Below are 26,125 nucleotides of genomic sequence, written 5' to 3' on the forward strand. Positions count from 1 at the left end.
GAGACATGGCGATCTCAGACGTCAAGGAGTACACCCACCTCACCGAGGAGGAGGTCGAGCAGCTCGGCCGCGAGCTCGACGCGATCCGCAAGGACATCGAGGAGTCCCGCGGCGCCGACGACGCGGCGTACATCAACCGGATGATCAAGATCCAGCGCGGCCTGGCCGTCGCCGGCCGGCTCACGCTGCTGCTCGGCGTGCACGACAAGCGCACCCGCGGGCCCGCCGCCGCGGTGGGCGCGACCCTGCTCGGTCTCCACAAGATCCTCGAGAACATGGAGATCGGCCACAACGTCATGCACGGCCAGTGGGACTGGATGAACGACCCGGAGATCCACTCCTCCACCTGGGAGTGGGACACCGCGCAGCCGGCCGAGCAGTGGAAGCACAGCCACAACTACATCCACCACCAGTTCACCAACGTGCTCGGCTACGACAACGACATCGGCTACGGCATCCTGCGGATGGCGCGCGAGCAGCGGTGGCACCCGGTCTACATCGGACAGCCGGTCTACAACGCGCTGCTCGCCAGCCTGTTCCAGTGGGGCGTCGCCCTGCACGACCTCGACCTCGAGCGGATCCGCAAGGGCGAGAAGGACCCGAAGGAGATGAAGCGGCAGCTGCGCCAGATCGGGCGCAAGGGCCGCAACCAGATCCTCAAGGACTACGTCGTCTACCCCGCCCTGGCCGGCAGGCAGTGGAAGACCGTGCTGGCCGCCAACGCGACGTCGAACCTGATGCGCAACCTGTGGGCCTACGTCATCATCTTCTGCGGCCACTTCCCCGACGGTGCCCTGCACTTCACGGAGGAGGAGCTGGAGGACGAGACCCGCGCGGAGTGGTACCTGCGCCAGATGCTCGGCTCGGCCAACTTCAAGGGCGGCAAGCTGCTGCACGTCATGAGCGGCAACCTCGGCTTCCAGATCGAGCACCACCTGTTCCCGGACCTGCCCAGCAACCGGTACGCCGAGATCTCGGTCAAGGTCCGCGCGCTGTGCGAGAAGTACGACATCCCCTACACGACCGGTCCGCTGCACCAGCAGTACGGCCAGGCGCTGCGCACCATCATCAAGCTCTCGGTGCCGAACGGCTGGACCTCCAGCGACCAGCCCGAGCCGCCCGGCCCGGTGGCCGCCCGCCGGCGCAAGTCCGACTCCGAGCGGCCCTCCCGCATGCCGGAGCTGGGCAAGTGGTCGCGCGGCAAGTCCACGGAGCGGCAGGCGTCGTGATGCTGAGCGAGGCGTCGCGGATCCACGACCGCGCCTGGGTCACCCAGTGCGCGCTGTCGCGGATCTGCGGCGGCTGCGCGATGTCGCTCGGCCGGCCGATCGCGTTCCTCGGCACGCCCGACGAGGTGGCCCGCAACGCCTTCCACCTGCCGCCGATGCACCTGGCGTGCGCGCAGGAGCTGGCCTCCGGGCCCGGCGCCGACCCGTCCTGGGCGCTGGTGACCACCGCCGGCTTCGAGTTCGTGCGCCCGGCCAAGGAGGACGTCGACCGCGAGCCGCGGTTCGAGCCCAACTCGCTGCTCTAGAGCGCCGTCAGGTCCTCGGCGTCGACGATGCGGTAGGCGTAGCCCTGCTCGGCCAGGAACCGCTGGCGGTTCTGGGCGAAGTCCGCATCGACCGTGTCGCGGCTGACGATCGTGTAGAAGTGGGCGGTCTTGCCCTCGCTCTTGGGGCGCAGCAGGCGACCCAGGCGCTGGGCCTCCTCCTGGCGTGACCCGAAGGAGCCGGAGACCTGGATGGCCACCTCGGCCGAGGGCAGGTCGATGGAGAAGTTCGCGACCTTGCTGACCACCAGCAGCCCGACCTCGCCGGAGCGGAAGGCCTCGAAGAGGCGCTGGCGCTCGCGGACGGGGGTGTCGCCCTTGATGACCGGGGCGTCCAGGGCGGCGGCGAGCTCGTCGAGCTGCTCGATGTACTGCCCGATGACCAGCGTGGGCTGGTCGGCGTGGGCGGCGACGAGGTCGCGCACGACGGTGAGCTTCTCGTGGGTGCACGAGGCGAGGCGGTAGCGCTCCTCGGGCTCGGAGGTCGCGTAGACCAGCCGCTCGTCGGTGGGCAGGGTGACCCGCACCTCGACGCAGTCGGCGGGGGCGATCCAGCCCTGGGCCTCGATGTCCTTCCACGGGGCGTCGTAGCGCTTCGGCCCGATCAGGCTGAACACGTCACCCTCGCGGCCGTCCTCGCGCACCAGGGTGGCGGTGAGGCCGATGCGGCGGCGGGCCTGGAGGTCGGCGGTCATCCGGAAGATCGGCGCGGGCAGCAGGTGCACCTCGTCGTAGACGATGAGGCCCCAGTCGCGGGCGTCGAGCAGCTCGAGGTGGCGGTAGACGCCGCCGCGCTTGGTGGTCATCACCTGGTACGTCGCGATGGTGACCGGCCGGATCTCCTTGACCGAGCCGGAGTACTCGCCGATCTCCTCCTCGGTCAGCGACGTGCGGCGGACGAGCTCGTCCTTCCACTGCCGGGCCGAGACGGTGTTGGTGACCAGGATCAGCGTGGTGGCCTGGGCATGCGCCATGGCGGCCGCGCCGACCAGGGTCTTGCCGGCGCCGCAGGGCAGGACGACGACGCCCGAGCCGCCGTGCCAGAACGACTCGGCCGCCTCCTGCTGGTAGGTGCGCAGCGACCAGTCGGTGGTGTCCAGGGAGATGGGGTGCGCCTCGCCGTCGACGTACCCGGCGTAGTCCTCGGCCGGCCAGCCCAGCTTGAGCAGGGCCTGCTTGAGGTTCCCGCGCTCGGAGGGGTGCACGGCGACCGTGTCGTCGTCGATGCGGGTGCCGAGCATGCCGGCGATCTTCTTGGCGCGCAGCACCTCCTCCAGCACCGGCCGGTCGCTGGAGGCGAGCACCAGCCCGTGGGTCGGGTGCTTCTCCAGCCGCAGCCGGCCGTAGCGCGCCATGGTCTCGGCCACGTCGACGAGCAGCGAGTGCGGCACGGCGTAGCGGGAGTACTCCAGCAGCGTGTCCACGACCTGCTCGGCGTCGTGCCCGGCGGCGCGCGCGTTCCACAGCCCGAGCGGCGTCAGCCGGTAGGTGTGCACGTGCTCCGGGCTGCGCTCGAGCTCGGCGAACGGCGCGATGGCCTTGCGGCAGTCAGCCGCGCGTTCGTGGTCCACCTCCAAGAGCAGCGTCTTGTCGGACTGGACGATCAGGGGTCCGTCGTTCATCAACGGACCAGCGTACGGCGGGCGGTGAAGCCGGGCGGGCGTCTCAGCGGCGACCGCCGACCACGAGCTCCTCCTCGGCCACGTCGTGGCCGGCCTCGCAGCGGGCGACGACGTGCACCGCGTCGCCGCAGTCGGCGTGGGTCAGCGCGGGGGCGGAGCCGGGCAGGTGGCGGGCACCCCACTCGTGCAGCGCGACCACGGCGGGCAGCAGCGCGTGGCCGGCGGGGGTGAGGACGTACTCGTAGCGGGTGCGCTGCCCCGGCTCGCGGTAGGGCTGCTTGGTCAGCACGCCGAGCGCGACCAGCTCCTTGAGCCGGTGGGCGGCCACGGCGTCGGTGACGCCGACGCGGGCCACGAGGGCGTCGAAGCGGGTGACGCCGTAGAAGGCCTCGCGCAGCAGCAGGACCGCCGTCCGGTTGCCCACCGCCTGCATCACCCGGTCGACGGGGCAGTGGTCACCGAGGGGCCCGGTCCGCTCGGCGAGCCGGCCGGTCAGCTGCACGCTCATGCTCCCACCTTACCGCTCTGACTTGGCAAAGGCATAGTCAGCCTCTAGGGTCTGACTGTGCCCAACCCAAGCCAGACCCACACGCGGCTCGTCACGGTCGTCCTCACCGGCGCCGCGTTCCTCGCCGGCCTCGACCTGTTCATCGTCAACGTGGCCTTCGGCGAGATCGGCCGCGACCTCGGCGTCGCCTCGCTCGGCCGCCTCAGCTGGGTGCTCACGGCGTACGCCGTGGTGTACGCCTCGCTGCTGGTGCCGATGGGCCGGCTCACCGACCGCTACGGCCGCAAGGGCGGCTTCGTGGCCGGGCTCGCCCTCTTCACGCTGGCCAGCCTGGCCTGCGCGCTCTCGACCGGACTGTGGGAGCTCGTCGCCTTCCGGGCCCTCCAGGCCGTCGGCGCCGCTGCGATGACCCCGGCCTCGCTCGGCCTGCTCCTGGCCGCGCTGCCGCCCGAGCGACGCGCCCCGGCCGCGCGGCTGTGGGCGATGACCGGCGCGCTGGCCGCGGCCTTCGGCCCGGCCATCGGCGGCGGCCTGGTGCAGCTGTCGTGGCACTGGGCCTTCCTCATCAACCTGCCCATCGGCGCTCTGCTCGTGGTGGCCGCCATCCGCTACGTGCCCGACGTGCGCCACAACCAGGACGCCCCGCGGCCCGACCTGACCGGCGCGACCGTGCTGGCCCTGGCCATCGGCTCCCTCGTCCTCGCGCTGGTCCAGGGCGACGAGTGGGGCTGGTCCTCAGGGCGGGTCCTCGCGGCGTTCGCCGGCGCGGCTGTCGGGCTCGTGGTCTTCGCCTGGTCGATCATCCACCACCCCGCGCCCGTCATCGACCCGGCGCTGCTGAAGGTGGCGTCGTTCTCCTGGGCCAACGTGGCCACGGTCGTCTTCAACGTCGGCTTCGGCATCGCGCTGCTGAGCCGGATCCTGTGGATGCAGCAGGAGTGGGGCTACTCCGCGGTCCGGACCGGGCTGGCCGTCGCGTCCGGGCCGATCGTCGTGCCGATCGTCGCGCTGCTCGCCGCCCGCCTTTTCCCGCGGACGCCGCCCGGCCACCTCATCGCGGCCGGCTCGGTGCTCTTCGCCGCCTCCGCGGTCTGGCAGACGCTGGCCATCAGCACCACGCCGGCGTACTGGTCCTCGATGTTCGGCCCCTGGGTGCTCGGCGGCGTCGCCGTCGGCCTGGCCATGCCCAACCTGGTCGCCGCGGCCACCTCGGCCCTCCCGCCGGCGCAGGCCGCGACCGGCTCCGGCGTGGTGAGCACGGCGCGCCAGCTCGGGCTGGTGCTGGGCACGAGCGCGATGGTCGGCATCCTCGGCGCCGGCCTGCCGAGCGTGGACCGGTACCAGGTGCTGTGGCTGTTCCTGGCCGCGTGCAGCCTGCTCGCCGCGGCCGCGGCGGTGGCCATGGAGCTCTCCCGGCGCCCGGTCGTCGTCGCGGTGCCGGAGGCCGTCCAGGCCTAGGAGGCGGCCGCGGTCGCCTTCTGCCGCGCGCGGTACGCCGCGACGTTGGCCCGCGAGGAGCACCGGTCGGAGCAGTAGCGCCGCGACTGGTTGGGCGAGGTGTCGACGTAGACGTTGGTGCACGGCGAGGCCGCGCAGACCCCGAGCCGCGACGGCCCGAGGTCGCAGACCAGGTTGGCCAGGCCCAGCAGCGACTCGCCGACCAGGAGCTCGGCCACCGACTGGCTCTTGGTCGCCACGTGCATGTGCAGCGGGTGACCGTCGTGGCCGGCGATGCGCGGGGTGATCGGGTGGCGCACCATCAGCTCGTTGAGCGCCTCGACGACCTCGGCGGTCCGGTCCGCGGCCGAGGCCTCGAAGACCGGGCGCAGCTCGCGCTGGAACTTGCGCAGCAGCATGCAGTCGCGGTCGGTGCACTGCTCGACCAGCCACTCGCGGTCGGCGAGGTGGGCGCGCAGCCCGTCGACGTCGGCGAGCCCGGCGTTGAGCAGCGCGGCCGAGCGCTCGGCGTAGCGGATGAAGTCCACGCAGTGAAGCGTACGGTCACGACCCCGGAATGGGCCTTACCGCCGTGATGCGGTGGACGGCGAAGGTGCGCACGTCGTCCGAGCGCTGGTCGTGCGCGGTGAGCACGCCGCCGTCGACCGAGACCGGGTCGACGACCCGCTCGGTGCGGGTGCCGTGGTTGTCGACGTAGACGATGGTGACCGCCTGCCCGGTCTCCGCGGCCTCGCGCAGGGCGCTCAGCGAGCCGGTCGGGGACAGGCTCTCGGTCGGCCGCGAGGTGGCGGCACGGTCACCGGCCCGCACGGCGGTGACGACCGCGGCGACCGAGGCCGTGCGCCGGGCCGCGGCCGCCCCGCGCCCGCGGTGCTCGCGCGGGGTGCGGGCCCGGCGCTGGTCGGGCCGGACCACGTGCACCGAGCCGTCCTCGGCCTCCACCACCGGCGCCGCGCCCAGCTCGCGCAGCCGGGGGAGGAGCACGTCGAGCGGCGAGCTGGAGATGAGCACGGTCGGCGCCAGTCGCCGCAGCCCGAGCGAGGCGGCCTTGGGGTGGTGCAGCAGCTCGGTCAGCGCGGCCTCGTCGTCGGCGCGCAGGAACGCCTCGGCGTGCCCGACCCGCACCGAGCCGAAGGTCCGAGCCGTGTCGTCGACCAGGTAGCTCAGCGGCTGCGGCACCGGAGTCCGCGACACCGAGCCGAGGAACTCGTGCAGCTCCACCGCGGTCCAGCCGGTGTCCAGGGCGCGTCGCACGGAGCCGGGCGTGAAGCGGTAGGTCGTCGCGCCACCGCGCGACTCCACGTCGGCGACCAGCTGCAGCCGCCGGGCCAGCTGCGACTCGAGCGGCCCGGGCGCGACCGCGGTGAGGTCGGCCTGGAGCAGCACGTGGTCCACCGGCTCGGGCAGCAGCCCGGCCAGCGCCTGGACGGCCCGGTCGTCCTCGGCGGCCAGCAGGTGGCGTGCGTAGGACGCCAGGCCGTCCAGCCCGGTGACCCCGAGCACGGCGGCCTCGGTCACCGTCCACAGCACCTGCTCCGCCCGGCTGCGGGGCCGGCGCGGGCGCTGCCAGCGCAGCAGGGCGACCACCGACGCGACGCCGGTGCCGGTGGCCAGGCAGGTGCCGGGCTCCACCGCGGCCAGCGCCTGGAGGGTCATCAGCCGGGTCTCGGCCGCGTGCACGCCGGAGAGCTCCGGGGCCAGGGCGTTCCACGGCTTGCCGGCGGTGTCGCGGGCGCCGACCAGCCCGGGCAGCCTCGGGCTGTCCAGCCAGGTCCGGGCCAGCCCGGCCCAGCGCTCGGCGGGCGGGCGCAGCACCCAGGGGTCGGCCAGGTCGGTGGGCAGCCACACCGGCGCGCCCCGCTCGTCGGCCGCCGTGGCCAGCAGCCCGGCGCCGGCCGCGGTCTCGACCAGGACGGCGAGGGTGGGCTCGTCGACGTGCAGCGCGGCCGCGGTGGCCCGCAGGTCGCGCACGCCGAGCCCGCCGCTGCGCAGGGCCGACGGCGGCGTGGCGCCCCAGAGGTCGAGGAGCAGCTCGACCCGGCGTACCGCCTCGAAGGCCGCGCCCGCCGCCACCTGGTCCACCTGCTCCGCGGCGCGGGAGGTGGTGGCCAGCTGCGGCACGTCGTCGACGCGGTCGGCCGTCGTGTGCCCGCCGCGCAGGGCCATGCCGACCTCACCCGGCACGACCACGGTGCCGCCCCCGCGCGGCACCAGCAGCCGGCGCGACAGCAGCTCCTCGGCCGGGGTGGCGGCGTCCGTGGGGAGCACGGTGTGCCGGTCGCCCGAGGTGGTGGCCTCCCCGCCCGCGGCCAGCACGTGCTCGAGCATGGCCCGGGCCGGTGCGGACAGCTCGGCCAGCAGCGGCGCGGCGTCGACGGACGGGTCCGAGACCGTCCGCAGCCCGCTGACCCCGGCCTCCGGGCCGCCGGTGAGGAGCTCGCCGACACCGCTCAGCGGTCGCAACCCGCCCGTCGACTCCCAGGCCAGGGCCAGGTCGACCAGGTGCTCGGCGGCGGCCTCCACCAGCGCCAGGTCGGCGTTGACGGCCGCGACCAGGGCGGGACGTGACGTTTGACCGGAGACGACCAGGGCATCTAGAACGGAGAGCTCGAGCCGGCTGAGCTGGTCGAGCGCGCGCACCAGCGAGGAGCGCGTCGTGGCGCGGGAGGCCAGCTGGCCGGAGTCATGAGGAGCAGGCGTGGCGAGGTCGGGACGCTCGGTCAGGAGTCGGGACAGCCGCTCGTCCGGCCAGCTCCGCAGCTGGTCGGCGAGTGAGCGGAACCCCTCGGAAGCCATCCGGCCAAGTCTAGATAGCAGCGTGCAGCCGTGAGCCAGGTCGAGCTCCACCACGGTGCCGCCACCGACGTCGGGTCGGTGCGCGAGACCAACGAGGACGCCTTCCTCATCGCCCCGCCGGTCTTCGTGGTCGCCGACGGGATGGGCGGCCACGAGGCCGGCGACGTGGCCAGCCGGATCGTGGTCGAGGAGTTCGCGGCCCTGGCCGAGGCCGGCTACGAGCCGACCGAGGGGCCGGCCGCGGTGGCGGCCACCCTGCGCTCCGCCCAGCGCCGGATCGCGGACTTCGCCGCCGACGAGGGCACCGGCCCGCGGCGGACGCCGGGCACGACCGTCGTCGCCGCCCTGCTCGTCGAGGACGAGGGTGCGCCGGCCTGGCTGCTGGTCAACCTGGGGGACTCGCGGATCTACGCGGTCAGCCGGGGCCGGCTGCGCCAGGTCAGCACCGACCACAGCGTCGTGCAGGAGCTGGTCGACGCCGGCCAGATCAGCGAGGAGCAGGCCGCCGAGCACCCCGACCGGCACGTCATCACGCGCGCGCTGGGCGGCCCGCGCCTGGAGCCGGCCGACTACTTCCTGGTCCCCGTCGACGAGATCGACCGGCTGCTGCTGTGCAGCGACGGCATCAGCGGCCTGGTCGACGACGAGCAGATCGCCCACGTGCTGGCCGAGAGCCCGGACCCCCGCGACGCCGCCGACCGGCTCGTGGCCGCCGCCCTCGCGGCGGGAGGTGACGACAACGCGACCGCGGTGGTCGTCGATGTGGTGGGATTGGTCCCCGACGAGGACTACGACTCCGAGCGCCAGCGCCAGAGTCTCGAGCAGAAACTAGGAGCCCTGCCGTGACCGCTGCGGGTGAGGACGCCGTGCGCTCCTACCTCCCCGGCGACTGGTTCGGCATCGTGGGCGAGCGCGCAGTCGTGATCCTGCCGCCCTCGGAGAAGCCGCGCGTCGCCGCCCTGTGGGAGCTCGTCGACGGCGGGGCCGGCTTCGACGTCACCCTCGACGCGCTCATCTCCGGCGGGTTGCGCGACCTCCCGGCGTTCGTCCTGGTCAGCACCGGCGAGGGCGAGACCAAGGTCGTCATCCGCGGCCCGGCCCGCGCCGAGTTCGTGGTCGAGGGCGAGCTGGTCGAGCTGGCCGGCTCCGACGCCACGACCTGGGTCGAGCGCTCGCTGCCCGAGGTCGAGCGGATGAGCATCGTGTTGCACGACGACGTGGACGACGACGAGGTCGCGCCGTACGTCGTCGACGGCGGGCTCTTCCGCGTCTCTCGGCTCGACGAGGGGCCGCTGCACGAGGCGCCCGACGAGATCGACGAGGAGCCGGCCTACGAGCGGGAGTTCCCGCTGGACGACGACCCGCTCGGGGTCGACACCGCTCCCGACGCGCAGGCGGCGCCCGAGGGCTACCGCTCGCCCGAGCCGCCCAGCTGGACGCCCAGCCCGCCGCCACCGCCGCCGGTCGCGCCCGAGCCGCTGCCCGAGCCCGAGCCCCCCGCCGAGCCGCCGACCGAGCCGCCGACCGAGGCGATGCTCGCGCCGCCTCCGCTCGACCCCGACCACGACGGCAACACCGTGACCGGCTCGTGGGAGCCGCCCCAGCCGGCGCCGCCCGGCATCCCCGGCCAGCCGCCGGCACCCGACGTCACCGTGCCGGTCGCGCGCCTGCTGCTGTCCAGCGGCGAGGTCATCGACGTCGACCGCGCCGTCGTCTTCGGCCGGGCGCCCGAGGCGCGCCGCTTCAACGACACCGAGCAGCCGCTGCTGGTCAGCGTGGCGAGCCCGCACCTGGAGGTGTCCTCGACCCACGTCGAGGTCCGGCCCGGCTCCGGCGCCGACCACGGCTCGGCCGTGGTCACCGACCTCGGCTCCACCAACGGGACCGTCCTGGTCCAGCCCGGGCTCGGCCCCGAGGACCTCACGCCGGGCGTCGCCGTCCAGCTCGTGCCCGGCGCGCTCATCGACCTCGGCGACGGGGTGACCATCCAGGTCACCCGCCCCTGAGGTGGCCGACACCGCGGGGCTGGCCCCCGCGACCCCGGTGGTCACGACCGACCACCTCGTGGCCACCGCCGACCGGCGCTTCTACGCCTTCGTCGTCGACCGGCTGCTGCTGTGGGGGCTGTACGCCGGCGCGGCGTACGCCGCGTGGGCCTTCTTCATCGACGACGACCGGCTCTGGGTCGGTGTCGGCGCGATCGCCGGCGCCGTCGTGTTCCTGTGGCTGGTCGTGTCGCTGCTGGTCGGGCGCTACGGGCTCACGCCCGGCAAGGCCCTGCTCGGCCTGCGCGTGCTCTCGGCCGAGGACGCCCGCCCGGTCGGCGTGGGCAAGGCGCTGGTGCGCAACCTGGTCCTCGGTGTGGCCACGCTGCCCACGGTCGGCTTCGGCGCCGGCGCGCTGGCCTGGACCGCGATGATGGACCCCACCGGCTGGCGCCGCGGCTGGCACGACCTGCGCGCCGGCACCGTGGTCGTCGACGTGCGGCCGGTGCCGGTGGAGGAGGAGCCCGAGGAGGAGGCGCCGCGTCAGGTCGTCAACCTCACCGCCATGCGGCTGGTCCCGGCCTCCCCGACCCCGCCCCGCCGGATCCCCACCCGCGGCAAGCGCCCGCCCACCCCGCCGCCGCCGGTCGAGCCCCAGCCCGCGCCCACCGTGACCCCGCGCCAGGGCCTCGGCTGGCCGCTCGTCGGTGACGCCCCGGCCGCACCCCCGCCGGCCGGCCCACCCGCCGCGCCGGCCGACGAGCGCACCCGGCCCCGTGCCGAGCACGCCCGCTGGCAGGTCCGCTTCGACACCGGCGAGCAGTTCGAGGTGCGCGGCCTGACCCTGGTCGGCCGGCGTCCCGAGCCGCGCCCGTCCGAGCCGGTCAAGCGCCTGGTCGCGCTGCCCTCGGACGACATGAGCCTGTCCAAGACCCACGCGCAGTTCCAGGTCGTGCCCGACGGCGCGCTCGTGGTCATGGACCGCGGCTCGACCAACGGCTCGCTGCTCGTGCGCGGCGGCGTGGTCAAGCGGTTGGCCGGCGGTCGTCCGGCCACCCTGCGCGACGGCGACAAGGTGCGCTTCGGCGACCGGGAGATGACCGTCGCCAAGATGAGCTGATCGTCGCTACCTTCCTTGCCGTGACCTTCGAGCACACCGAGACCGCGACCACCTCCGCCACCCCCGACGCCGTCTGGGCCCTGTGGAGCGATCCCGGCAGCTGGGCCTCGTGGGACCCCTCGGTGGAGTCGGTGGCCTTCGAGGGCCACTTCGCCGAGGGCGCGGCCGGGACCATGGTCTTGGCCGGCGGCATCGAGGTGCCGGTCGTCGTCGAGCTGGTCGAGCCCGGCGCACGCTTCCTGGACCGCCTCGACCTCGGCGACCTGCACATCCGCATCGACCACGTGGTCACGGCCGTCGACGCCGGCGCCGAGGTCAGCGTCAACACGGTCATCGAGGGGCCGGGCGCCGACGAGGTCGGCGCCATGGTCACCGCCGACGCCCCGCAGGCGCTGGCCGCGCTCACCGCGCTGGCCGAGTCGACGTCCTAGAGGAGGACGTCGACGACCAGGGCCCCGGCGAGCCCGGTGAGGATGGCCAGGCCGAGGCTGCCGGTCCGGCGCACCACGACGGCGGCGAGGACCATCGAGCCGACGAGGACCAGGCCGGTGGTGGGAGAGGCGCCCTCAGCCGAGCCGGCGAGCTCGGCGACGACGAGGGCGGCGAGGACGGCCGGCGCGAGCTGAGCGAGAGCGTGCTGGAGCCGCGCCGGGAGCCGGTCGGCGGGGACGAGGACGAAGAGGCTCCGCATGAGCCAGCAGGCGAGGGCCAGCAGCACCATGGCGGTCACGAGCGCGCTGCCCGCGGAGCCGCCGCGACGGCCACGGCCAGGCCGGCCAGGGTGCCGGCGAGGATCGCGAAGGACGGCGCGACCTGGTGCGCGGCCAGTGCGGTGGCGCCGGCCACGACGGCCGCGGTCACCGAGCGCCGGTCCACGAGCCGCGGCACCAGCATGGCCACGAACAGCGCGGTGCCCATGAGCACCAGGTGCGGCAGGTCCGGCACCAGCGGCGCGACCAGCACGCAGACCAGCACGGACCCGGTCCACACGGCCAGGGTCGACAGGCCCAGCCACCACCAGTAGCGGCGGAACGCCGCACCGTCGTACGCCGGGCGCCCGGTCGCGGAGAGGAACGTCTGGTCCTGGACCAGCGCCGGGGCCGTCCACCGGAACCACCGCGGCTGCGCCTGGAAGCGCGGCGCCAGCACCGCGCCGTACAGCAGCAGCCGGGCGTTGACCGCGATGCCCGAGACCAGCGCGGTCAGCAGGCCGGCGCCGAGGTGCAGGCCGGTCAGCGTGGTGAGCTGGGCGCTCCCGCCGAAGGCCAGCAGCGCACCGATCACCGCCTCCGGACCCTGGCCCGTGCGGGCCGCACCGAGGCCGAGGAAGACGCCGAAGGCGAGGAGGCCGGGGGAGACCGCGACCGTGTCGCGCAGGGCGTCGCGGCGGGCCGGGTCCCTCGGTGCGGCCCGGCGCCCGGGAGCCGGCCGGGAGGCGGCGGTGGTGTCCACGGCTCGAGGGTTCCGCCGATCGCACCCCAAAGGAAGCCGCGTCCTTCTTGGAGAAGCCATAAGGTGACGTGATGGATCCGAGACGCCTGCTGATCTTCCGCGCAGTGGCCCGGGCCGGCTCGATCAGCGCGGCGGCCCGGGAGCTGGGCTGGACCCAGCCCGCGGTCAGCCAGCACCTGCGCACGCTGGAGCGCTCGACCGGCTGTGCGCTCCTCCTGCGCAGTGCCACGGGCGTGCAGCTGACCGAGCCGGGCCGGGTCCTGCTGTCCCGCGCCGACGCCCTGGCCGTGCAGCTGCACCTGGCCGAGGAGGAGCTGGCCGACCTGACCTCGCTGCGGCGGGGTCGCGTCCGGCTCGCGGCGTACCCCTCGGCCGCCGCCACCCTCGTCCCGCGCGCCGTGGCCGGGCTGCGCGAGCGGCACCCCGACGTCGACGTCGAGCTCACCGAGGCCGAGCCACCCCAGGCCCTGGCCCTGGTCGCGGCCGGCGACGTGGACCTCGCGCTGGTGTTCTCCTACGACGACCCGCCGGCGGAGCTCGAGTGGCGTCCGCTCGGCGTCGAGCCGGTCGCGCTGGTCGTCGGCGGCGAGCACTGGGCCGCGACCCGCGGGCGCCTCACCCTGGGCGACCTCGCCGAGGAGCCGTGGGTCGTCGGCTGCGAGCGCTGCCGGGCGCACGCGGTCCGGGTCTGCGCGGAGGCCGGCTTCGAGCCGACCGTGCGCCACGTCTCCGACGACTACGTCGTCGTGCAGAACCTCGTCGCCGTCGGCCTCGGCGTCACCCTGCTGCCGCGCTCGGCCCTCGAGGCCTACCGCCACCCGTCGGTCGCCGTGCGCGACCACCCGTCGTACGGCACCCGCCGCTTCGGGCTCGTCCACCGCGAGGGCGCGGACAGCGTCCCGGCCACCGCGGCCCTGGTCCGAGAGCTCTCCGCCTGACCCTGTCGTACGCCGGCCGGCCCGTTCGTGGAAAGGGCAGAGAGACACCCACACCCTCAGAGAGGCACCACGACATGCGCACCCTCTACGTCACCGCGTTCATCTCCCTCGACGGCGTCATCGAGGCGCCGGGCGGCGAGCCGGGCTACCTGCACAGCGGCTGGACCTTCGACCTCGAGCAGGACCCGACCATGTACGAGTTCAAGGCCGAGGAGACCTTCAGCGCGCAGACGCTCCTGCTCGGCCGCACCACCTACGAGGGCTTCAGCGAGGCCTGGACCCAGCGCGACGGCGACTTCGCCGACAAGTTCAACTCCATGGAGAAGGTCGTCGTCTCCACCACGCTGAGCGACCCGACCTGGAACAACACCCGCGTCGTGCGCGACCTCGACGGCGTGCGCGCCCTCAAGGAGACCGACGGCGGCCCGATCCAGGTCGCCGGCAGCGCCACGCTGGCCCAGGCCCTGCACCGCGAGGGGCTGGTCGACCAGTGGAACCTGATGGTCTTCCCGGTCGTGCTCGGCAGCGGCCGGCGGCTGTTCCCGACCGACGCCGAGGACAAGCAGAAGCTCACCCTGCGCGAGCACCGCGTCTACGCCAACGGCGTGCAGCTCAACGTCTTCGACGCGGTCCGCTAGGACTGCGCCGGCGGCGCCGCCCGGGGCCCGAAGCTGACCTCGCCCATGCCCGGCACGTGGTAGTCGAGCACGACCGGCTCGGACCCCGGCGGCAGCAGCACCGACGCACCCCGGATGCCGTCCTGCATCCCGACGCCGATGTGCACCGAGCGGTCGGCCGGCACCTCGACGGTGACCTCGCCCCAGTAGACGATGTACTGCCGGCCGTCGACGAACAGGTTCGGCTTGACCATCGCCTTGGAGTAGCCGGCCAGCGGGGTCCCGCCGGCGCTCAGCCCGATCGTGACCAGCCGGCGCGGGCCGGTGTGGTGCTCGACGTACGGGATGACGCCGGGCGGCGCGGCGGGCGGGGGCTCGCTCACGACGGGTCCGGTACGTCGTCGAACGCGTCCGGGGTGTGCACGAGGTGCGCGCGGCCGAGCGGCCAGGCCAGCGCGAAGACCTTGCCGACCACGTCGTCGACGGGCACGAAGGCGTCGTTCGGGTCGCAGTTCTGCGCCTTGGGTCCGCACAGGTGGACCGAGGAGTCCGCGGAGTCGGAGCGGTTGTCGCCCATGACGAACACCGTCCCCGCCGGCACCGGGCCGGCGCTCCAGTCGCAGTCCATGGCCCCGCTCGGCATCGGGCCGTCGCAGGACTTCGGCGGGTCCTTCTGCGGCCGGATGAAGCCGTCCTCGTCGACCGGCTGGCCGTTGACCATGATCCGGCCCTGGTCGTCGCAGCAGGTGATGGTGTCGCCGGCCACGCCGACGACCCGCTTCACCAGGTGCCCGCCGGTCGGGTAGAGCCCGATCTTGGCCAGGCCCCGGGCCAGCAGCGACATCGGTTGCGCCGACTCCAGCCCGTTGAGCCAGCCGCCCGGGTCGTCGAAGACGATCACGTCGCCGCGCTGCGGTCCGCCGCTGCCCCAGTAGGACGGCTTCTCGACGAGGATCCGGTCGTTGACGATCAGCCCCGGCTCCATCGACTCCGACGGGATGTAGAAGGACTGGACGAAGAACGTCTTGACCACCAGCGCCAGCGCGATCGCGAACACCAGCAGGAGCACCGTCTCGCGGAGCGCCTTGAACGGCGACTGCTTCTGCTTGGACGGCGGGGCGTCCGAGTCCGCGTCGGTGCTCGTCACGCCGCCGACCCTACCCACCGCCAACCAGCCCGGCGTACGTTCGGGCCATGGCCCAGGAGACCACGTTGTCCTACGCGAAGGGCGAGGTCGAGCCGCCGCTGCTCGAGCAGACGATCGGGGAGTGCTTCGCTGCGACGGTCGCGGCGCACGCCGACCGCGAGGCGCTCGTGGAGTACGCCACCGGCCGCCGCTGGACCTGGGCCGAGCTGGACCGCGACGTCGACGCCCTGGCCGTCGGGCTGATCCGGGCCGGCATCGGCAAGGGCGACCGGGTCGGGATCTGGTCGCCGAACTGCGCGGAGTGGACGATCACCCAGCTGGCCACGGCCAAGCTCGGCGCCGTGCTGGTGAACATCAACCCGGCGTACCGCACCCACGAGCTGGCCTACGCGCTGCGCCAGTCCGGCACCCGGCTCCTCGTCTCGGCCACCCGGTTCAAGACCAGCGACTACCGCGCGATGGTCGAGGAGGTGCGCGGCGACCTCGACGGACTGGAGCAGGTCTGGTTCATCGGCACGCCGGAGTGGAGCGAGTACACGACACACGACCCCGGGGTCACGCTGGCCGAGCTGCTCGTCTGGGACCTCGCGCCGGACGAGCCGATCAACATCCAGTACACCTCCGGCACCACCGGCTACCCCAAGGGCGCCACGCTCAGCCACCGCAACATCCTCAACAACGGCCACTTCACGACCGAGCTGATCGACCTCACCCACGAGGACCGGCTCTGCATCCCGGTGCCCTTCTACCACTGCTTCGGCATGGTGATGGGCAACCTCGGCTGCATCAGCCACGGCGCGACGATGGTCATCCCCGCACCCGGCTTCGACCCCGAGACCACGCTGCGCTGCGTGGCCGAGGAGCACTGCACCGCGGTGTACGGCGTGCCGACGATGTTCATCGCCATGCAGAACCACCCGAGCTTCGCCGAGCACGACCTCACCGGCTTGCGCACCGGCATCATGGCCGGCTCCACCTGCCCGGTCGAGGTCATGAAGCGCTGCGTCGACGACATGCACATGCCCGAGGTCGGCATCGCCTACGGCATGACCGAGACCAGCCCGGTCTCCTGCCAGACCCGCGTCGACGACGACCTCGAGCGGCGTACGGCGTCCATCGGGCGCGTGCACCCGCACCTGGAGATCAAGATCGTCGACCCGGCCACCGGCGAGACCGTCGAGCGCGGCCAGCCGGGGGAGTTCTGCACCCGCGGCTACTCGGTGATGCTCGGCTACTGGGAGGACCCGGAGAAGACCGCCGAGGCCATCGACGCGGACGGCTGGATGCACACCGGCGACCTGGCCGAGATGCGCGAGGACGGCTACTGCAACATCGTCGGCCGCATCAAGGACATGGTCATCCGCGGCGGCGAGAACATCTACCCGCGCGAGATCGAGGAGTTCCTCTACCAGCACCCCGACGTCGAGGACGTCCAGGTCGTCGGCGTCCCGGACGAGAGGTACGGCGAGGAGCTCTGCGCCTGGATCAAGATGAAGGCCGGCGCCGAGCCGCTCGACTCCGCCGGCGTCCGCGCCTTCTGCGAGGGCCGGCTCAGCCACTACAAGATCCCGCGCTACGTGCTGGTGGTCGAGGACTTCCCGATGACGGTCACCGGCAAGATCCGCAAGGTGCAGATGCGCCAGGAGACCACCGAGAAGCTCGGCCTGGGCTGACCCGGTGCGACCCGACCTCCACCTCAACGGCGCGTGGCGCGACCACGTCCTGTTCCAGGAGCTCCTCCACGACGACCCGCCGCCCACGCCGGGTGCTCCTTCTCGGCCCACCGCTCGCTGACCCGCCCGGTCCGCATGCCGGCCCGCGCCTCGGGGTCGTTGACCGCGAACCAGATGTGGCCGAGCACCAGCAGCCCGAGGCCCAGCGCGACCCAGTCGTGCGCGAACGTCGCGCCGGTGCGCCAGGCCAGGCGCACGAGCCCGGTCCAGAACATCAGCGTCCCGGTCCCGACCAGCACCACCACCGAGCCGCTGACCAGCGCGGCGTTGAGCTTCTGCCCGGCGTTGAACTTGCCGACCCCGAAGGAGCCGTCGCGGCGGTTGCGCGAGCGCAGCCAGCGCCAGTCCTCGGGGGAGAACCGGTTGAGCCGCCCGGCGTCGCGGCGGTACGCCGGCGACGCGAGCCCGAGGAGCAGCGGGACGACCAGGGCGTAGCCCGCCCACACGTGCACCAGCTCCACGGCGTGCCGGTGGCCGACCGCGAGCGAGACCGGGCCGTAGTAGAGGGCGAAGGCGGTGAGCAGGCAGGCGCCCATGAGCAGGGCCAGGCTCCGGTGCACCCACCGCTCGGCCGGGGTGAACCGCTCCAGGTCAGGCACGGACGGTGCCGTCCACGGCGTACCCGCGGTGCTCCCAGTAGCCCGGCACCTCGTCCTCGGTGAGCTCGACCGCGGAGAGCCACTTGGTGCTCTTGTAGCCGTACTGCCCGTCGACGTACATCCGCACCGGGCCGCCGTGCGCGTGGCTCACCGCCCCGCCCAGCATGCCCAGTGCGACGACGGTCCGCTCGTGGCGCGCCACGGGGAGCGGCAGGCTCTCGGTGTAGGTGCCGTCGAAGGAGCGGAACCGCACCGCCGTGGCCTGCGCCGCCGGGCGGGCGAGGTCGAGCAGCTCGCGCAGCGGCACGCCGGTCCACGCCACCCCCGGCACCGTCCAGCCCGTCACGCAGTGGAAGTCGCTGCTGAACGACGTCTGCGGGAGCGCCCGCAGGTCGTCGAAGCCGTACGTCGCGGGCACGGCCACCAGCCCGCCGACCGAGAGGCGGTAGTCCGCCGCGCTCACCTCGTCGACCGAGCCGGTCACCGAGTAGAACCGGAACGCCGGGCCCAGCGGCAGCGTCGCGAGCAGCCCGGTCGGGTCCCGCAGCTCGGCCGGCGCCAGCCACTCGGACAGCTTGCGCGACGCGGTGGCGCCGCCCAGCACCCCGGCCACGCCGAGGCCGGCCAGCCCCAGCACCAGCCGACGCCCGACCGGCGCACCCGGCTCCTCGGCCCCGCTCACGCCTCCACGATGCCACCGGCTCCCACCCGGCGGGCCCGGACGGACGACGACGGCCCCCCGCGCCGCGCGCGAGGGGCCGTCGTGCGTGGGACCGGACTACCGCAGCGCGGCCGCCGCGGCGTCGACCAGACCGTAGCCGTCGACCACCGAGTAGCCGCGACCGAGGTCGTTGCGGAACACGCCCTCCTTGACCGAGCCGTCGGCGAAGACGACGCGGAACTGCATGCCGTCCTTGAGCACCGCGCCGTCCGGGATGGACACCGCGCCGCCGAGCTCGTCGGCGCCGTTGCCCTCCGTGGCGTAGCCGTAGCCGGAGACCGCGAGGTCCCGGTCCACGCCGAAGGAGACGCTCTGGCCCTTCTGCAGCCCACGGTCGAAGCGCACGGTCATGTTCTTGAACTGACCGGGCGCGGTCTGGGCGCCGCCCGCGCCGGCGAACGTCGCCGAGACCGAGGCCGGGGCGATGCCGCCCGAGGTGCGGCCCACGGTGAACGGGAAGCCCTGCTGACGGAACGGCGGCACCCCGGTGTTCGGGCGCGGGTCGAAGACGATCCCGTTGCCGAGCGCCGTCGGGCTGGCCGTGGCCCCGAAGAAGGTGATCGAGGAGACGGCGGACTTGCCCGAGTTCGCGACCGTGAAGAAGTTCGGGTCGCGGCCCGGTCCGACGTACGGCGAGCGCTCGTCGCCCTGGTCACCGTCCGCGCGGACCGTGAGCTTGCCGGCCTGGCCACCGGAGGTGAACGGGTCCAGGTCGTGCTTGAACGTCGCCTTGCCCAGGATGTCGCGCATCTTGGCCGGCGACGTCCGGCCCCGACTGTCGAGGACGAGCGCCGCGATGCCGGCGGCGTGCGGCGCGGCCGCGCTGGTGCCGGCGAAGTTCGGAAGCGTGTCGGCGTCCTGCGGGGTGTCACTGGTGAAGAACGTGGTGTTCCCGCGGTCGGTCGAGGCGATGTACGGCGCGGTGCGCTTCTGCACCTTCTTGTACGGGTCGCCGTTGGAGTCGAACCGGATCGGCAGGCTCTTGCTGCCCGGCGAGGTGAACGACTCCGGCAGGAACGGCTTGAACGGGTCGTACGCCGCCACGCCGATCGTGCCCGCCGCCGTGTGGTGGCCGAAGGTCGCCGGCGCGGTCGGGTCGTAGTACTCGTCGACGTAGATCCCGTCGAAGAGGTTCACCGCCAGCGTGGTCGCGCTCGACGGCTCGGTGCCGGACTTGGCGATCACGATCTGGAGCTCGTCGATGCCGCCGAGGCTGCTGAGCTCGATCGGGCGACCGCTGATCCGGTTGGCGTCGCTGAGCGCGCCGACGTACTGGCCGTCGTCGGTGAACAGCAGTGCGTTGAAGTCCGTGGTGGTCTTCGAGGGCTGCAGCACCTGCGCCACGGTGAGCGTGAACGGACCCGTGGAGTCCTCGTAGCCGGCCACGGTGATCGTGTAGTCGCCGGCCTGGGTGATCGTGGTCGCGGCGATCTCCGGCGAGGTGCCGGTGTCGACCGGGCCGACGACGGAGCCGTCCGGGCCCTCGACGGTCAGGACCAGGTCGGTGCTGCCCGACGGGACGCCGTCCGCGGTGACCAGGATGTCCTGGCCGACCTGGGCCTGGGTGGCGGTGAAGGTGTAGGTCTCGGTGTCGCCCGGCGCGGCGATCTCACCGGTCTCGTCCAGGTAGGGGTCGGCCAGGGTCGGGCCGTCGGGGTCGAACGGGTCGTCCCACTGCAGGTCGAAGATCCCGCCCGCCGCCTCGAGGGAGTACGACCGGGCCGGGTCGACGCCCGGACCCGGGTCGGCGTCCTGCAGGCCGCCGTCGTACAGCGCCGGGTCGACGTCGCTGAAGTCGAGGTTGGTGCCGCCGAGCGACGCGGCGTCGGCCGGGACCAGCCGGACCGGCTGGCGCCAGGCCTGGTGCTCGCCGCCGTTGCCGGCCGAGCTGAAGTAGCTGACGCCCTTGGCGGTGACGTCGTCCACGGCGTCGGCGATGACGCCGTCGCTGAAGAACGGCTCGGCGAAGTAGCTCACGTCGTCCACGACGACGTCGGCCTTGCACGGCCCGTTCTTGGCCGCGAGGGCGCGGATGTTGGCGGCGAAGTTGAGCTCACCGCCGTTGGCGGTGGCGAAGCAGAGGTCGGCGCGCGGGGCCACGTCGTGGACGATCTGCAGCATCGCGCGGCCCTCGTCCAGTCCGTCCGGGGAGTCCTGGAGGACCTTGACCGGGTTCTGGTTGACCTTGTTGCCCGGGCCGGGCAGGTCGCCGCTGGCCACGTCCTGGGCCTCGTGGATCGTGAGCGGGGCGCCGAAGACGTCGGTGGTGGCCTGGTTGTAGGAGTCCGAGAGTGCGCCGACGGTCACGCCGCGGCCGTCGATGCCGCGGGCGAGCACCTGGTCGACCTTCTGGAAGGCGACGCCCTGGCTCTGGACCGAGCCGGCGTCGGTGTGCGCGCCGGCCGCCTGGGCCAGCGTGCCCGTGCCCTTCAGCGCGGCCAGCTGGGTGACGGCGGCCACGGGGACGAAGCCCTCGAGGGTGCCGTGCTGGTCGTCGGTCGCGGTGACCTCGAGGCCGGCGGCCTCGGCGGCCTGGCGGTACGCCGCGCGGTCCACGCCCTGCTGCGGGGTGAGGTCGACCAGGACCCGGCCCTGGTCGTCGCGGATCGCGGTCCCCTCCGGCCGGATGACCGAGGCGGCGAGTGAGGACCGCGCGCCGGGCTTCTCGGCCGCGACGAGGCGACCGAGCCCGGCGCCGAGCGGCGAGCGCGTGTCCTTGACGGAGGTGGAGGCGGAGGTGGCGGCCGCGGACGGTGCGGCCGACGTGCCCACTTCCGCGACGGTCGTGAGGGACAGGGCCGTGGCGGCACCGACTCCCAACGCGACGAGACGACGTGGCTTCATGCAGGTGCTCCCGAGAGGTGTGGTGACGACGTTCTGGCGTGGCCGGGCACCCGATCGGGTGGCGGTCCGCCTCCGCGACCGTACGTCCGCCGTTCGCCGGCGTCCAGGGGTCCGCCTAGGCTTGCTGCCGTGTCCAGTGAGCTCGCGGTCGGCTTCGACCTGGACATGACCCTCATCGACACCGTGCCCGGGTTCGCCGCCACGCTGCGCGCGCTGGGCGACGAGCTGGGGGTCGCGTTCCCGGTCGAGGAGCTGACGACCCGGCTCGGCCCGCCGCTGGAGCAGCTGCTGGAACCGCACCTGGCCGCCGAGGCGGTCGGGCCGGCGGGCGACCGCTTCCGCGAGCTGTACGTCGAGCACTCGATCACCCCGGTGCCGGCGCTGCCGGGCGCGCACGAGGCCCTGGCCGCCGTACGCCGCCACCGCGGGCGGATCGTGCTGGTGACCGGCAAGTTCCCGCGCAACGCCCAGCTGCACGTGGACCACCTCGGCCTGGACGTGGACCTGGTCGAGGGCTGGGTGTGGGGTGTCGGCAAGGCCGACGCGCTGCGCCGCGAGGGGGTGTCGGTCTACGTCGGCGACCACGTCCACGACGTCGAGGGCGCGCGGGCCGCGGGTGCCCTGAGCGTCAGCGTGCTGACCGGCGGCTGCACCCGCGCGGAGCTCGAGGCCGCCGGGACCGACGTGGTGCTGGAGAGCCTGGAGGAGTTCCCGGCCTGGCTCGACGAGCACCTGCTGACCACCCGGCTCGAGGCCCTCGAGCGTGACCTCGCCGGTCGGGGCGAGGTGCTGGTGGCCTACAGCGGCGGCGCCGACAGCGCCTTCCTGCTGGCCGCCGCGACCCGCGCCCTCGGCCCCGAGCACGTGGTCGCGGCCACCGGCTACAGCGACTCGCTGCCCGAGGTCGAGCGCGACCCGGCCCGCGACTTCGCCGCGAGCCTGGGCGTCGAGGTCCTCACCCCGCGCACCCACGAGATGGAGCGCGAGGGCTACCGCGCCAACGGTGGCGACCGCTGCTTCTTCTGCAAGGCCGAGCTCCTCGAGGTCCTCACCCCGCTCGCCCGCGAGCGCGGCATCGCGACCGTCGCAACCGGCACCAACGCCGACGACGCCGTGGCCGGCTTCCGCCCCGGCATCCGCGCCGCCGACGAGCGCGGCGCCGTCGCCCCGCTGCGCGACGCCGGCCTGACCAAGGCCCAGGTCCGCGAGGCCTCGCGCCGCTGGGGGCTGCCCACCTGGGACAAGCCCGCCGCGGCCTGCCTGTCCAGCCGGGTCGCCTACGGCGTCGAGGTCACCCCCCACCGACTGGCCCGCGTCGAGCGCGCCGAGGCCGCGGTCCGCGCCCTGCTGGGCGATCGTGTGCGCAACCTGCGGGTGCGCGACCTCGGCGACCGCGCCTCGGTCGAGCTGGACCGCGACCTGCTGCCGCTGCCTGAGCAGGCCGAGGTCGAGGCGGCCGTCCGTGGCGCCGGCTTCGCCGAGGCGCACGTCGATCCCCAGGGCTTCCGCTCCGGCTCGATGAACGAACGGCTGGCGTGACCTCGGCCGAGGAGGTCCTGGCCGCCTCGGCCGCCTGGGTCTACGTGCCGGAGGACGCCGAGCAGGTCCGCACCGACGAGTACCACCTCGTCGCCTACCCGCTGCACTGGTCCGACCCGACCGCGGTCACCTCGATCGCCTCCGACCGGACCGCGGCCGCGCTGGTCGACGAGGTCCTCGACCGGGCCGCCGCGCTGGGCCGCGACGCGGTGACCTTCTGGATCACCGGCACGACCCGGCCCGCCGACCTCGAGGCCCACTTGCGCGAGCGCGGCGCCGAGCCGACCGAGCACCTCGACGTGCTCGCCCGCCCCCTCGACGCGCTGCCCGACCTCGACGTCCCGGCCGACGTCGACGTGCGCCGGGTCGTCGACGAGGCCTCCTGGCGCGACGCGGAGGCGATCGGCGTCGAGGTCTTCGGCGGCTCCTTCCCCGACGACGAGGCCGTCGCCGCCGCGGTCGGCCGCATCCGCGACGCGGCCCCGCAGTTCGTGGCCTACCGCGACGGCCGGCCGCTGGGCACCGCCGGCGCGTCGTACGTCGACGGCGTGGCCCGTCTCTGGGGCGGCGGCGTGCGGCAGGAGGCCCGGGGCACCGGGCTCTACCGCGCGCTGCTCGACGTGCGCCTCCAGGCCGCACGGGCCGCCGGCTGCCGGTTCGCCCTGGTCAAGGGGCGGGTCGAGACGTCCGGGCCCGTGCTGCGGCGCGCGGGCTTCGAGCGCTACGGCGGCGAGCGCGCCCACCTGCTCCGCCGGGGCTGATGCTCGCCCAGCTCTGGGACCGGGTGACCGCGACCCAGCCGGTCCCCGACGCGACGTTCGTCCTGGCCACCGGTGGCCTCGCGCTGGTCCTGGTCCTCTGGCGGGCGACCTGGCCGCGCGTGCGCCTCGGCGTCACCGTCGTCCACGAGGCCGGTCACGCCCTCGTCGGCGTCCTCGTCGGCCGCCGGCTGCGTGCGGTGCACCTGCACTCCGACACCTCCGGCCTCACCGTCACCCGCGGCAAGCCCCGCGGCCCCGGCATGGTGGCGATGCTGGCCGCCGGCTACCTGGCCCCCGCGCTCCTCGGTCTGGTCGCGGCGCTCCTGCTCGCCGCCGGTCACAGCGTCGCCCTGCTCTGGCTGCTGGTCCTGCTCGCCGTGCTGCTCCTCGTGTGGGTCCGCAACGGCTACGGCTTCCTCGTCCTCCTCCTCGGCGGCGCGGCCGTCGCCCTCCTCACCTGGTACGCCGCCCCGCGCGTGCAGTCCGTCGCGGCGTACCTCGTCACCTGGCTGCTCCTCCTGGCCGCGCCACGACCCCTGCTCGAGCTCCTCGCCGCCGGCCGTCGCCGCGGCCGCACCTCCGACCCCGACCAGCTGGCCCGGCTCACCCGCGTCCCCGCCGTGCTGTGGATCCTGGTGCTGCTCCTCGCCAGCCTGGCCGGGCTCGTGGTCGGCGTCAGCACCCTGGCGCCCAGCGTCGTCTGAATCCCGGTCGAGCCGCGACCACAGGTCGATTAGGGTTCTTCCTCGTGCCCACAGGCAAGGTGAAGTGGTTCGACTCCGAGAAGGGGTTCGGGTTCCTGTCCCAGGAGGACGGCCCGGACGTCTACGTGCGCGCCGACGCGCTCCCGGAGGGCGTGACCACCGTCAAGGCGGGCACCCGCGTCGAGTTCGGGATCGCCCAGGGCCGCCGCGGCGACCAGGCGCTGCAGGTCCGCATCCTCGACAAGCCGGCGTCGGTCCAGCGCAACGTGGCCCACGCCCAGCGCCGCAAGCCCGACGAGATGGCGCCGATCGTCGAGGACCTGATCCGCCTCCTCGACGGCGTCGGCGAGTCCTACCGCCACGGCCGGCACCCCGACCGCACCACGGCCAAGCCCACGGCCAAGCTGCTCCGCGCGCTCGCGGACGAGCTCGACCTGTGAACCTGCGCGGACTCCGTCCGCGCTGACGGCGAGCCGTCTGGGCGCGCCGGACGCTCAGCTCCTGCGCTGCACCGGCAGCGGCTGGGTGTCGATGTCGGCCTGGGCCGCGCGGGCCTGGCGGGCCAGCCGCTGCTGGCGGCGGTGGCGCGGCGCGGTCGACAGCACGTACGCCGACCAGGCGGCCAGGGCGGCGAACGCGACGGTCAGCCCCAGCCGCGGCGGGTCGAGCGGGATCGCGATGCCCACGAAGCCGCCGAGCACCCAGGCCAGCTGGCAGGCGGTGTCGCTGCGGCCGAAGGCGCTGGCCTGGACGCGCACGGGGATGTCGCGCTGGATGGTGGCGTCGAGGCTGAACTTGGCCAGGGCCTGGGCCAGCCCGGCGACCAGGCCGAGCAGGGCCAGGGTCCACACGCTGTAGAACAGCGCGGCGACCAGCGCGGCCGCGGCGTCGCCGACCAGGGCGAGCACCACGGCCAGCGCGGGCGTGACCCGGCGCAGCATCGAGGCGGCCAGGGTGCCGAGCACGCGACCGAGGCCGGCTGCGCCGACCACGATGCCGATCATCACGCCGGCGCCGAAGGCGCTGTCGGGCCTGACGTCGGGGTCGCGCAGCAGGAAGGCCACGAACATCAGCAGGAAGCCGCTGAGGAACCACGGCCCGCAGTTGGCCCGCAGCGCGAAGGCCACCGGCCCGGGGATCCGGGTGCGCAGCCGCCCGCGCCGCGACGTGCTGCCCTCCTGGCCGCGCCAGGACATCTCGCCCTCGCCCTCGCTGGAGTCCACGGCGGCCGGCAGCCGGATCGCGCAGACCGTGGCGATGACGAACAGCAGCGTCGCGTAGCGCAGCGACCACTCCGGCCCGGCCAGCGAGGCCAGCCCGGCCAGCGGCGCCGACACCGAGGCGCCGACGATGCCGGACAGCGAGACCCGGCCGTTGGCCTTGACCAGGGTGAAGTCGCGCGGCAGCAGGCGGGGCACGGCGGCCGCCCGCGTCACGCCGTACGCCTTGGAGGAGACGAGCACGCCGAGCGCCGCGGCGAAGACCAGCGCGGAGCCGCTGCTGATCGACGAGGCCAGCGCCCAGCACAGGAAGGCCCGGACGGCCATGGTCGCGCCGACGGCCCAGCGCCGTCCGTGGGCGAACCGGTCCAGGAACGGCCCGATCAGCGGCGCCACGATGGCGAACGGCAGCATCGTCAGCCCGAGGAACAGCGCCACCTGGTCGCGCGCCTCGCCCGAGGGCACCTGGAAGAACAGCGAGCCGGCCAGCGAGATCGCCACCGCCGCGTCACCCGCGGTGTTGAACACGTGCATCTGGATCAGCCGGGACAGCCCGGACTCGCCGGCGCCCTCGGCCTCGGAGGCCCGGCGGGCCTGGTAGGCGGTGAAGCGCGTGGCCCGCGCGGTGCCCCGCCCGACCTTGCCCAGCCCGCGCGCCGTGGCGCGGGTGCCGGTGGCCAGCCCGCGGCCCACGCGGCGGGCGCGCTCGGCCGCCGACGGGGGAGTGGTGGGCGTCTGGCGCGGGTGCGGGTCGCGCCAGCGCTGGTCCTCCTCGTCCACAGGCCCATCCTGCCCGACCGGACCGACCA

Annotated in this window: 26 protein-coding genes; 14 read left to right on the plus strand and 12 right to left on the minus strand. The window is 74.1% G+C overall.

The annotated features are described in order from the left end of the window. Positions 1-5 precede the first annotated feature (5 nt). Positions 6-1,229 (plus strand): fatty acid desaturase family protein, encoded by a 1,224-nt coding sequence (locus tag G5V58_RS01470; RefSeq protein ID WP_165228121.1) that lies wholly within the window; start codon positions 6-8, stop codon positions 1,227-1,229. Further along, entirely contained in the window at positions 1,229-1,534 is a 306-nt protein-coding gene (locus G5V58_RS01475; RefSeq protein ID WP_165228123.1) for a hypothetical protein, read from the plus strand. Before G5V58_RS01470 ends, G5V58_RS01475 begins: the two co-directional genes overlap by 1 nt. Here G5V58_RS01475 and G5V58_RS01480 read toward each other — a convergent pair. Further along, positions 1,531-3,174 (minus strand): DNA repair helicase XPB, encoded by a 1,644-nt coding sequence (locus G5V58_RS01480; protein WP_165228125.1) that lies wholly within the window; start codon positions 3,172-3,174, stop codon positions 1,531-1,533. The genes G5V58_RS01475 and G5V58_RS01480 overlap by 4 nt on opposite strands. 43 nt (positions 3,175-3,217) lie before the next feature. Continuing rightward, complete coding sequence (locus G5V58_RS01485; protein ID WP_165228127.1) at positions 3,218-3,682, minus strand: winged helix-turn-helix transcriptional regulator; 465 nt, start codon at positions 3,680-3,682, stop codon at positions 3,218-3,220. Positions 3,683-3,739: 57 nt separating this feature from the next. Here G5V58_RS01485 and G5V58_RS01490 point away from each other — a divergent pair, with 57 nt between their 5' ends. Next, positions 3,740-5,140, plus strand: coding sequence for an MFS transporter (locus G5V58_RS01490; protein ID WP_165228129.1), 1,401 nt, complete (start codon positions 3,740-3,742; stop codon positions 5,138-5,140). On the opposite strand, the gene G5V58_RS01495 is transcribed toward G5V58_RS01490, so the two are convergent. Both G5V58_RS01495 and G5V58_RS01500 read right to left on the minus strand, forming a co-directional pair. Beyond that, a complete protein-coding gene (locus G5V58_RS01495) occupies positions 5,137-5,667 on the minus strand; it encodes a CGNR zinc finger domain-containing protein (protein WP_165228131.1) in 531 nt (176 codons plus the stop codon). The two genes, G5V58_RS01490 and G5V58_RS01495, sit on opposite strands and share 4 nt — an antisense overlap. Before the next feature lie 16 nt (positions 5,668-5,683). Continuing rightward, positions 5,684-7,936 (minus strand): helicase C-terminal domain-containing protein, encoded by a 2,253-nt coding sequence (locus G5V58_RS01500; RefSeq protein WP_165228133.1) that lies wholly within the window; start codon positions 7,934-7,936, stop codon positions 5,684-5,686. Between the two features lie 30 nt (positions 7,937-7,966). Between G5V58_RS01500 and G5V58_RS01505 the strand changes: the two genes are divergently transcribed. From G5V58_RS01505 to G5V58_RS01520, 4 genes are read left to right on the plus strand one after another with little or no spacing between them, the layout of a single operon-like run. Further along, positions 7,967-8,782: a PP2C family protein-serine/threonine phosphatase gene (locus tag G5V58_RS01505; RefSeq protein WP_165228135.1), complete on the plus strand. Its 816-nt coding sequence runs from the start codon at positions 7,967-7,969 to the stop codon at positions 8,780-8,782. Next, positions 8,779-9,942, plus strand: a complete 1,164-nt coding sequence (locus G5V58_RS01510; RefSeq protein WP_165228137.1) for an FHA domain-containing protein — start codon at positions 8,779-8,781, stop codon at positions 9,940-9,942. The genes G5V58_RS01505 and G5V58_RS01510 overlap by 4 nt, the downstream gene beginning before the upstream one ends. Position 9,943: 1 nt before the next feature. Further along, positions 9,944-11,041: an RDD family protein gene (locus G5V58_RS01515; RefSeq protein ID WP_165228139.1), complete on the plus strand. Its 1,098-nt coding sequence runs from the start codon at positions 9,944-9,946 to the stop codon at positions 11,039-11,041. Between the two features lie 20 nt (positions 11,042-11,061). Beyond that, entirely contained in the window at positions 11,062-11,472 is a 411-nt protein-coding gene (locus tag G5V58_RS01520) for an SRPBCC family protein (RefSeq protein ID WP_165228141.1), read from the plus strand. Here G5V58_RS01520 and G5V58_RS01525 read toward each other — a convergent pair. Further along, positions 11,469-11,762 (minus strand): AzlD domain-containing protein, encoded by a 294-nt coding sequence (locus tag G5V58_RS01525; RefSeq protein ID WP_230487421.1) that lies wholly within the window; start codon positions 11,760-11,762, stop codon positions 11,469-11,471. The genes G5V58_RS01520 and G5V58_RS01525 overlap by 4 nt on opposite strands. Before the next feature lie 5 nt (positions 11,763-11,767). Then, positions 11,768-12,493, minus strand: coding sequence for an AzlC family ABC transporter permease (locus tag G5V58_RS01530; protein WP_165228145.1), 726 nt, complete (start codon positions 12,491-12,493; stop codon positions 11,768-11,770). Between the two features lie 71 nt (positions 12,494-12,564). Here G5V58_RS01530 and G5V58_RS01535 point away from each other — a divergent pair, with 71 nt between their 5' ends. Both G5V58_RS01535 and G5V58_RS01540 read left to right on the plus strand, forming a co-directional pair. After that, positions 12,565-13,431 (plus strand): LysR family transcriptional regulator, encoded by an 867-nt coding sequence (locus G5V58_RS01535; protein ID WP_165228147.1) that lies wholly within the window; start codon positions 12,565-12,567, stop codon positions 13,429-13,431. Positions 13,432-13,505: 74 nt separating this feature from the next. Continuing rightward, positions 13,506-14,069, plus strand: a complete 564-nt coding sequence (locus G5V58_RS01540) for a dihydrofolate reductase family protein (protein WP_165228149.1) — start codon at positions 13,506-13,508, stop codon at positions 14,067-14,069. Here G5V58_RS01540 and G5V58_RS01545 read toward each other — a convergent pair. Together G5V58_RS01545 and lepB are read right to left on the minus strand one after the other, a co-directional pair. Next, positions 14,066-14,431, minus strand: a complete 366-nt coding sequence (locus G5V58_RS01545) for a hypothetical protein (RefSeq protein WP_196240548.1) — start codon at positions 14,429-14,431, stop codon at positions 14,066-14,068. The two genes, G5V58_RS01540 and G5V58_RS01545, sit on opposite strands and share 4 nt — an antisense overlap. After that, on the minus strand, positions 14,428-15,195 hold the full coding sequence (gene lepB / locus G5V58_RS01550) for a signal peptidase I (RefSeq protein WP_165228151.1): 768 nt from the start codon (positions 15,193-15,195) through the stop codon (positions 14,428-14,430). Before lepB ends, G5V58_RS01545 begins: the two co-directional genes overlap by 4 nt. A 47-nt stretch (positions 15,196-15,242) precedes the next feature. On the opposite strand from lepB, the gene G5V58_RS01555 reads away from it, so the two are divergent. Continuing rightward, entirely contained in the window at positions 15,243-16,868 is a 1,626-nt protein-coding gene (locus G5V58_RS01555) for an AMP-binding protein (protein WP_165228153.1), read from the plus strand. 23 nt (positions 16,869-16,891) lie between these two features. Here the strand turns inward: G5V58_RS01555 and G5V58_RS01560 are convergent, their stop codons facing one another. The 3 genes from G5V58_RS01560 to G5V58_RS25705 form a co-directional block, all read right to left on the minus strand. Then, positions 16,892-17,527, minus strand: a complete 636-nt coding sequence (locus G5V58_RS01560; RefSeq protein WP_230486994.1) for a cytochrome b/b6 domain-containing protein — start codon at positions 17,525-17,527, stop codon at positions 16,892-16,894. Next, positions 17,520-18,209 (minus strand): molybdopterin-dependent oxidoreductase, encoded by a 690-nt coding sequence (locus G5V58_RS01565; protein ID WP_165228155.1) that lies wholly within the window; start codon positions 18,207-18,209, stop codon positions 17,520-17,522. The genes G5V58_RS01560 and G5V58_RS01565 overlap by 8 nt, the downstream gene beginning before the upstream one ends. A 96-nt stretch (positions 18,210-18,305) precedes the next feature. Beyond that, positions 18,306-21,020 carry a S8 family serine peptidase gene (locus G5V58_RS25705; RefSeq protein WP_230486995.1) on the minus strand — a complete coding sequence of 905 codons (2,715 nt, stop codon included), beginning with the start codon at positions 21,018-21,020 and terminating at the stop codon, positions 18,306-18,308. 201 nt (positions 21,021-21,221) lie between these two features. Between G5V58_RS25705 and larE the strand changes: the two genes are divergently transcribed. From larE to G5V58_RS01590, 4 genes are read left to right on the plus strand one after another with little or no spacing between them, the layout of a single operon-like run. Next, a complete protein-coding gene (gene larE / locus G5V58_RS01575; RefSeq protein WP_230486996.1) occupies positions 21,222-22,631 on the plus strand; it encodes an ATP-dependent sacrificial sulfur transferase LarE in 1,410 nt (469 codons plus the stop codon). Further along, positions 22,628-23,392 (plus strand): GNAT family N-acetyltransferase, encoded by a 765-nt coding sequence (locus G5V58_RS01580; protein ID WP_165228157.1) that lies wholly within the window; start codon positions 22,628-22,630, stop codon positions 23,390-23,392. Before larE ends, G5V58_RS01580 begins: the two co-directional genes overlap by 4 nt. Then, positions 23,392-24,096, plus strand: coding sequence for a M50 family metallopeptidase (locus tag G5V58_RS01585; protein WP_165228159.1), 705 nt, complete (start codon positions 23,392-23,394; stop codon positions 24,094-24,096). The genes G5V58_RS01580 and G5V58_RS01585 overlap by 1 nt, the downstream gene beginning before the upstream one ends. 44 nt (positions 24,097-24,140) lie before the next feature. Continuing rightward, positions 24,141-24,536 (plus strand): cold-shock protein, encoded by a 396-nt coding sequence (locus tag G5V58_RS01590; RefSeq protein ID WP_165228161.1) that lies wholly within the window; start codon positions 24,141-24,143, stop codon positions 24,534-24,536. 54 nt (positions 24,537-24,590) lie between these two features. Here the strand turns inward: G5V58_RS01590 and G5V58_RS01595 are convergent, their stop codons facing one another. Further along, entirely contained in the window at positions 24,591-26,096 is a 1,506-nt protein-coding gene (locus G5V58_RS01595; protein WP_230486997.1) for an MFS transporter, read from the minus strand. Positions 26,097-26,125: the final 29 nt, after the last annotated feature.

This window comes from Nocardioides anomalus (assembly GCF_011046535.1).
Classification (GTDB): domain Bacteria; phylum Actinomycetota; class Actinomycetes; order Propionibacteriales; family Nocardioidaceae; genus Nocardioides; species Nocardioides anomalus.